3 protein-coding genes are annotated in these 7,349 nt (G+C 52.9%); all 3 read left to right on the top strand.

What is annotated here, in order from left to right; all coding sequences use genetic code 11:
* Positions 1 to 541: helicase (locus PLF13_14815; protein ID HOP08541.1), on the top strand; the 541-nt coding region annotated here is incomplete at its 5' end.
* Positions 531 to 3,587 (top strand): hypothetical protein, encoded by a 3,057-nt coding sequence (locus PLF13_14810; protein HOP08540.1) that lies wholly within the window; start codon positions 531 to 533, stop codon positions 3,585 to 3,587. The genes PLF13_14815 and PLF13_14810, both read left to right, overlap by 11 nt.
* A 349-nt stretch (positions 3,588 to 3,936) precedes the next feature.
* Positions 3,937 to 7,161, top strand: a complete 3,225-nt coding sequence (locus PLF13_14805) for an AAA family ATPase (protein HOP08539.1) — start codon at positions 3,937 to 3,939, stop codon at positions 7,159 to 7,161.
* Positions 7,162 to 7,349 lie beyond the last annotated feature (188 nt).

Raw genomic sequence — 7,349 nt, 5'->3', positions numbered from 1 at the left:
ACGAGTGGTCGCTACACTCAAGGCTCAGTCCAGCGACGTTCTCCCAGGTCGATACAAGTTTGCCATTTATCAATGGCGGTTTCACGGGATCAAGGAAGATCTGGTCCTGCGGCCAGTTGCTTCCACTGAAGCGGTCACATTACATCTTAGCCGTCTTCTTGAAAAGGCAACTGACCTCCCTGTCGATGATCCGAAAGAAGCCGATCCGGCTTGTTGGGATGCCTTAGACGGTCAACACTACAGTCTCTGGTCCGATGCACGGGTAAAACATAGGCGAAGAACGCAGGAATTGGCAGAGTTTCGCCGGGAGAGCCTTACAACGAGTCATCGGGCGCGGATAGCGCTTCTTGAGGAACAGCTTAAGCAAGCCAGCAACGAAAAGATTCAGAAAATGCGCCAGTCTCAAATCTCTGCGGCTGAGGCGGACTACGCCAGGCGCATTCAGGATTTGGACATCGCCATGGAAAGGGCGGAGATAACCGCAGAGCCGGTGGCATACGGAGTGATTCAGATCGTTGGAGATACGCCTCATGCCGAGTGATTACGACAAAATACGTGCCGACAACATACTCGAATATGGCCAAGGAACACGTCATCTATCCTTTTTGGGCAGGCTATATACGGATAGGACGCATTTCATTTTCGAGCTTCTGCAGAACGCCGAGGATGCCGGTGCGTCGAAGGTCCTCTTCCAACTTGTAGAAGACAAGCTCGAGGTTCTTCATGACGGCCGCCTATTTGATGAAAATGATGTACGCGGCATTTGCGGGGTCGGTGAAGGAACGAAGACTGAAGATCTCACTCAGATCGGCAAGTTCGGGATCGGCTTCAAGTCAGTCTACGCATACACAACTACACCTGAAATTCACTCAGGCGATGAAAGCTTCAGAGTCGAGAACTACGTTCGGCCATATGCCGTTCAGCAGCAAGACATCGGAGATTCATGGACAACCCTCTTCGCCTTTCCGTTCAACAAAGAGGATGTGGAACCGGCAATTGCATGCAGGGAGATCAGTACAAGACTGTGTAAGCTAAGCGCCAGGACACTGCTTTTTCTTCGTAAGATCAAGGAGATCGAATACAGATTACCGAATGGGATCGGTGGTGTTTATCTGCGGGACGAGACTAAGCGAGGCGGTGCACGCGAAGTAACGGTAATTGGGCAGAACAACGGCGAAGATGAAAGCGAGAGTTGGTTGATATTTGAGCGCCCCGTGGATGTGCCTATCCCTGGCGAGGATTGCCCACGTCAAGTCCCGGTAGAGATCGGTTTTCGCCTTCAAGAGAACGAGAGGGAACAACGGGAACAAGTGGTAAGAACAAAGGATTCACCACTCGTGGTCTTCTTCCCAACTGAGAAGGAAACCCGATTTGGATTCCTGATCCAAGGACCATACAAGACCACGCCGGCAAGGGACAATATTCCGAAAGAGGATGATTGGAACGCGACATTGGTGCGCGAGACCGCGTGTCTTATGGCTGACGTGTTGCCGCGGCTCAAGGACCTTGGTCTATTGGGTGTCTCGCTGCTTGAAGCATTGCCAATAAGGATGGAGGACTTTCCTCCAGGCAGTATGTTTCTGCCGATTGCCACCTCGGTTCGGGAGTCTCTTGCAGGTAAAGAACTGCTGCCCGCAGATGATGGCAGCTTCGTCTCAGCGCGGAATGCGAAACTTGCTCGTGGCGCTGACCTCAGAAAACTGCTGGATCATGAACAGCTTCGCAAGCTCTTTCAATCAGAGGCAACTGTCAAGTGGCTGGCTGGCTCCATTACTCAGGATCGAACCCCGGAGCTACGCACTTACTTGCTTAATGAACTGGAGGTCGAGGAGATCACGCCCGACAGCTTTGCCCGAAGAATCACCCAGTCTTTCTTGTCAATACAAGTCGATGAATGGCTGTTGGAGTTTTATGGGTACTTGTCTGGCCAAGAGGCGCTTTGGCGTTCTCCAAGGTGGTCTGGGGATTCGGGAGGCCTTCTCCGTTCCAAGCCTATTGTCCGTCTTCAAGATGATAGTCATGTGATACCTTTTCGGGCTGACGGCACAACTCCAAATGCCTTTTTGCCTCCTCCCGAAGACACCGACTTCCCGATTGTGAAGCGGCTGATTGCAAGCGATGAGCAAGCGGGAAATTTCCTGAAGCGTTTGGGTTTATCTGAACCGGACGTGTTTGATGACATCGTCGAAAGGGTTCTGCCCAAGTACTCGAAAAGTGATGTGTCCTCGGTTTCCGAGACCGAGCACGCGGCGGACATTCTTAAAATTCTGCGCGCTTTGACCTCTGACTCGGAGGCCGGTAAGAAAAGAGTGATCCAGAAGGCAAAGCAGACCCCTTTTCTCAAGGCTGCTGACCCTGTTGGAAACCTGGCATATAAAAGGCCGCTCGATGTCTACCAGGAAAGTCCAACTTTGCGGCTGTATTTTTCCGGTTCGACAGACGCGTGGTTCTTATCCGAAGAGCCGCTGGTTTCAGCAGCTCCAGCCATTTTGATCGACCTTGGCATTGCGACTCTGCCACGGCGCATCCTGTTTTCTGATGGCCTGCCTCCTGGTGTAAGTGAATACTCAACGCGTGCCGAGACAATCGAGAATTATAACCTTCATGGGCTGAATGATTTCCTTGAATCCTTGGAGGCAGTTCAGGGTTTTGACGATAAGGCGAAAGCTGCTCTCATCCTGTGGGGCTATCTTAAAGAGCATTTGGAATTGGACTCCTGGTTTTTCAGGGGTCGCTATCATTGGTTTTACTATAGCGGCCATAGCAAGTCCTTCGACTCTCAAATGCTGACCCGCCTTAGGAGCACGAAGTGGATTCCTACGCGGGACGGGAGCATAGAAAAACCGGGGGACATTAACACAGATCAGCTTCTTGACGACTTTCAAGGGGCAGAGGAATTAATTGATGCTCTCGGTATTAATCAGGGTGTCGGGTGGAAAGCATCATCTGAAGACGATAAGAAACGCCAACATGCCATTATACTCGGAGTCTCTCTTGAGGATATAGAGTTTCTGAAGATGCATCCGGACGAGTTTGCTCAGCTAAAGGCTGAAATCGCATCAAGGAATAGTAGACCGACATTCCCAACAAGGACGGTTACGAATCCAGAGCGTCGGCAGGAACGGATAACAGACCAGCTCTCCGAATCCCCAAAAAAGGAATATGAAGAGCGCGAAAGAAGTGTTCGGACAACCAGAGGCGCTATCGACCCTTCTCTTTGGCTCAGGGAACAGTACACCAACGATGACGGCCAAATGGTGTGTCAGATCTGCAAGAAGGAAATGCCTTTCAGAAAACGTAGTGGTGAGCATTATTTTGAAGCTGTCGAAGCATTCTCCCAGGATCATTTTCCCGTGGAGCACGAGGCGCAGTTTTTGGCCCTATGCCCGCTTTGCGCTGCAATGTACAAAGAGCTTGTCAAGAAGGACGATACGGCCATGACCGATTTGAGAGAGGCTCTTCTGAATATGGACTCATTGGAGGCTCCATTGAGACTCGGCGATCTTGAAACGACTATTCAGTTCGTCGAGACCCATCTCTGCGATGTAAAGACGATTCTCGAAGAAATGGGAAGGAGCGAGGATTAGCACTGGAAGGCATCATGGGTGAGAAAGCATGACTACGCATCTCTCAGTAAGGTTAGCATGGCATGACCGAGCTTGGGATGGTCACGTATGTGACCTGCCACACCTCAATGCTCACTGCATTGTCCACCAACACATACGTGACTCGCGGGATGATGAAAAGGAGCGCGGAGCTGCCGGCAAACCTCTCGTCGAGTTGGACGGATGGTTGCCACCATGCTCCCGTGATCCAGCCGCTTACGCCGAAAAAGGATTTTCAATAACACATCAAGACCCGCTTGAGTTTCGGAGGCTACCAGGGGTCTCAGAAGACATCCCTCCGTATTCATCGTGTCCAGCTCCTTACCGTTGGATGCGCGAGGAATTTTTCCGAGAGGTCTGCGAAGCTGAAGATATATCACTTCGGGGGCCAGACAATCCGCGAAGTAATGGTTGGGTTTTTGAGCCTGACCGTCAGCGTGAACTTCTCAAGCGATTCTGGGGAAAACTTGAGCCAAAGAACTCACTTGTTTTCTATTACTGCAACCATGGGAATCCTCTGGATGAGAACTCGCCGCGCATTATTGTCGGTATTGGAAGGATCGCTGAGGTTGGGCCTCAGATCTATTTTGGTACAACCCCAAAGTACCAGGATCAGTATCCAGTTTGGTCCCGGCGTATTAGCCAGGCGTACCCTGAACAAGGGGTTCGTATCCCGTACCAAGAATACCTGCGGGATGGTCACAGCCCTGACGATATCATCTGCCGAGTTCCACGGAGCGCGCTGCTTCCATTCTCATATGGAGGGGAACATGTTTCCGACGACGTCGCGGTTGCCATCATTGAGCGCGTTATACAGTGTGTGGAGCGCGTCAAGGCTGATGGGCGCGGCGCTTCTGATTGGGAAAGACGCCTTGATTGGCTAAACGACGTTCTGGCCGAGGCATGGAGCGGTCGAGGCGCGTTTCCGGGCGCTGGAAGCGTGCTCCAGTACCTCGGGTTTTCGAAGGGGACCTCTTTTCAGCGAACTGTGCTGGCACCAATGGCAAAACGGGGAGAGAATTCCTGGGACTATGTCCTGTCAATCCTTGAGGGAAGAATCGAACCGGACAAAGGAACATACAGAACTGGGCTCCTCAAAGCGAGAGAGCGCTGGCGCGTCCTAAAAACTCGCCATGCGCTGCTATCCAAGCTCGCCCGGCTCGAGCTCACCCCGGGCCAGGTGCAGCGGATCGCCAATCCCGACCAGCGGGCAGCAAGCGGAATCGACGCGACCGAGAAGGACTTGGTCGCCAACCCTTACATCCTATCCGAGTGCGACCTTGGGTCGGCGGACTCCGATCCCGTGGCGCTGGAGACAGTCGATCATGGCTTGAGGCCCGAAGGGGACGCCGCGCTGTTTCCCGATGCAGACGAAATCTCTCACGACGACAGGCGTAGGGTTCGGGCGGTTGGTGTTGCGATTCTCCAGGAGGCCGCAAGCAATGGAGATACTGTCCTCACATTCGCCGACTTCCTGACCAAGATCATCGGACGCTTTCCTGAGAGAAGGGCGTGTCAGCCAGATCGGGAAGTCGTGTTGGCCGAAGCCGAATTCTATCGAAAAACCCTGTGGACAGCCTTCGACTCCGATCCCGAGCTTGTCGCGCTCAAGCACCTCCAGTTGCTGGAGGAACATGCCGCTTCGCTAATTAAACGGCGGGCCAAGAAGACGAATCCGGCGGTCGATCCCCCGATTGACTGGTTCGGAGCGCTAAAGAAGCTCTTTGGTGAACCGAAATCCGACCGTGAAAGGGCAGCACTGGACGAGAAACGGACTGCCCTCGCCACGCTATTCTCGCGAAGACTGAGCGTGCTGACAGGAGGAGCTGGCACTGGCAAGACTTCGGTACTGAAGGTATTTCTTCAGGAATTGGTGCGTGCCGAGGGTCGACATCCGACGCTCTTGCTGGCTCCCACCGGAAAGGCCCGCGTTCGGCTTTCCACCAAAACCGGTCGAAATGCAATGACCATTCACCAGTTCCTGCTTAAGCAGGGCTGGTTCGTGCCTGATATTTTCGTAATCAAACAACAAAGCGATCAGAGCCCCTTCCAGGCGACCACCGTTATCATTGACGAGTGTTCAATGATCCCAACGGACCTCTTTGGGACATTGCTGCGTGCTCTTGACTCCGGCCCATTGAGTCGTCTGATTCTTGTGGGTGATCCCAACCAGCTACCACCAATTGGCCCTGGGAGGCCCTTCGCCGACATTATTGAGTGGCTTCAGAAAGACCACCCTGACTGCATCGCTCCACTCACAGTCTGTATGCGCGTTGATGAGGAGGAGGGAGTTCCAGGCGAGGAGAGTGTCGCCTTGGCGCTTGCGGACGGATACCGAACATCAGTCGTCAATCCGGGTGATGACGAGATTCTGGCCTCAATTGCTCGGGGCCAGTCGATGGGCGACCTGGATATTGTGTTTTGGGACGACCACGACGATCTGCTTGCCAAGCTTAAGGGGCGGATGGCTGATATCCTTAATATCCGTGATGACGACTACCAGAGCTTTAATCGGTCGCTTGGGATCGATCAGAAGGACTGGGTCCGCAGCGAGGCGTGGCAAATCCTCTCACCCACTCGTGCGCAACACTTCGGCACTGACGATCTCAACCGCTTGATCCAGAGAGAATACAAGGCAGGTCTCATTCAGAAGTCGCAGAGCCAATGGAGCAAGATGCCACGACCATTCGGTGACTATGAGATCGTCTGGACCGACAAGATTATTCAGGTTCGAAATCGAAGCAAGGATGGATGGGCCTACCCCAAGGGAAGTGGGCTGGACTACGTCGCCAATGGCGAGATCGGAATTGTTACTGAGGCTTTCAAGAGGAAGGAAGGCAGCGATGTCCTTGCCGCTGTTTTTTCTACGCAAGTAGACGCCTCCTATCGGTACTACCGCGGTCAGGTTGACGAATACCTCGAACTTGCCTACGCGTTGACCGTCCATAAGGCGCAGGGGAGCGACTTCGAGGTGGTTTTCCTGATCATCCCGCAGAAAGCCTCGACTTTGTCGCGAGAACTGATTTATACCGGCCTCACGCGGTTCCGTCGCAAGCTGGTGCTCTTGGTCGAAAAGGATATCGAGCCCCTCCGACGTTTACGCAGCCCGGACTGCTCGGACACACGGTTGCGGAATACTCATATGTTCACGATAGCCCTTCGACCGGATGATGTGAAGCGACCTCACCTGGAGGCACTCATCCATCGTACGCGGAAGGGCATTGCAGTCCGCTCCAAGAGCGAGGTTGTCGTGGCAGATGTGTTGGATGCGCTTGGGATCAGCTACGACTACGAGCAGCCGCTCTATTCGCGGACTGATTCGAAGGACTTTCGCCTTCCTGACTTCACGGTCAGCTTTGAAGGGGATGTTTTTTATTGGGAACATCTTGGTATGCTAAACGTTCCCAGCTATCGCGAGGCGTGGGAACGAAAACAGACTTGGTATCAGGAAAACGGTTTTTCGGATCGATTGATCACATCCCAGGATGCGCCTGATGGAGGTATTGATGCTGCCAAGATCGAACAGATTGCTCGAAAACGTATCCTGGAAGAATAGTTGTAGGGGAAATTGAGTTTGACGCCGCTTCCGTCTCACCGGGAACGGCCTGATCTTTGATAACCCGTTGAAATTGAAGGTCTTCGGTTAACTGCGGGAGAAAGAGAACGGTTATGAAGAGGGTTGCACACGGGGAGCTTAATTTGAGTTTCACGCCCTTCAGCGATAAAGTTGAAGGGCTTTTTGTA

Source organism: Candidatus Zixiibacteriota bacterium (assembly GCA_035380245.1).
Lineage (GTDB): Bacteria > Zixibacteria > MSB-5A5 > GN15 > FEB-12 > DAOSXA01.
This window is presented reverse-complemented; position numbering and strand designations above follow the sequence as displayed.